Origin of the sequence: Pseudomonas cichorii (genome assembly GCF_019719005.1) — a bacterium.
Lineage (GTDB): Bacteria > Pseudomonadota > Gammaproteobacteria > Pseudomonadales > Pseudomonadaceae > Aquipseudomonas > Aquipseudomonas cichorii_E.
This window is the reverse complement of the sequence record NZ_JAIGPJ010000092.1, coordinates 1-1,287: the sequence shown is the minus strand read 5'-3', so window position 1 is coordinate 1,287 and position 1,287 is coordinate 1. Positions and strand designations below refer to the sequence as shown.

Sequence of the window (1,287 nt, the reverse complement as noted above, 5' to 3'; positions counted from 1 at the left end):
TCGCTCCTTGTATGTTGATCTGCACCCAACGAGAGAGGCTAGGCTTGGAGGGTGATATCAACAAGATGTGTTCTGGGGGAGGCCGATCGCTCCTTAAGGCAGGACTTGATCCTGACCTTGCTTGTAGAGAGGCTCCCCCGCCTCATTGCCCACCACGAAGAGTATCGAGAAGCCGACAAGTCGGACTTCGCATTACAAGGTTGCAGTGGCATGAAGTTCGAGGTCAGGGGAACCAGGAGACATCTTCACCTAGTTTTCCTGGAGTGAAAAGCATGAGTGTTCACGTCGGACTGGATGTTGGTTCTCGCACGAGCGCGATGGTATGGCGCGACAAAGGCCGTTCGGCAGGTTCGTGGGAAATTGCTCAGACGCCTAAAGGGCGCAAGGCTGCGGTGAAAAAGCTGTTAGCGCTCAAGCCGCTTTCTATCGTCATGGAGGCTACCGGGATTTACTACCTGGATCTGGCAATGGCGTTGAATGCCGCTGGCCTGCCCGTTTCAGTGATTAACCCGAAGAGCTCTCGCAACTTCGCCAGACTGATGCTTCAACACAGCAAGACAGACGCCATTGATGCCCAGTTGCTGGCTGAATATGGTGAGCGTATGACGCCTCGTCTGTGGAACCCGCCAAGCCCTGCCCAGCTTGAGTTACGAGCCATTGGTCGGCATATAAACCGTCTAACCTGCCATCGCACCAGAGCGAAGAATGAGTTGCATGCCCTTCAAGCGACTGAAACGACTTCAGCACTGCTGATTGAGGATGAAGAAGAGGCTATTGCGATGTTCGACAAGCGCATCGAAAGATTCAGGCAAGCAGGGAGAGACATCATCGCCAACTGCCCGGTACTGCAGAGCCAGTTCAATCACATGGTCGCGGCACCGGGGATGGGAGATGTTTCGACATTTGCCGTATTGGCCGAGCTCGCGACGCTACCTGTTACCCTCAAGTCGTCGCAGGTCAGTCGTCATGCGGGGTTGGATGTAAGGCTGACCCAGTCGGGGACAAGCATCGACAAGCCCGGTCGGCTGAGCAAATGTGGCAATGCCTATTTGCGATCTGCGATGTTCATGCCCGCCATGTGTGCGATCCGCTGTGACCCTTATGTGAAGGCTTTTTACGAGGCGTTAGTCGGTCGTGGGAAGCGAAAAATACAGGCCATTTGTGCTGTCATGCGTAAATATCTGACGGGCTTATGGGCATGTATGCAAGCTGGAGAAGACTTCGACACGGCCAAGCTTTTTAGCGAAAAATACCGGCTAAAAGCTTGACCGTGAACAGAGTATCTAC

At 53.8% G+C, this 1,287-nt stretch carries 1 protein-coding gene; it reads left to right on the top strand.

Annotation, left to right across the window (positions count from 1 at the left end; genetic code table 11):
* Window positions 1-272: 272 nt before the first annotated feature.
* Entirely contained in the window at window positions 273-1,268 is a 996-nt protein-coding gene (locus tag K5D32_RS25725) for an IS110 family transposase (RefSeq protein WP_221602321.1), read from the top strand.
* Window positions 1,269-1,287 lie beyond the last annotated feature (19 nt).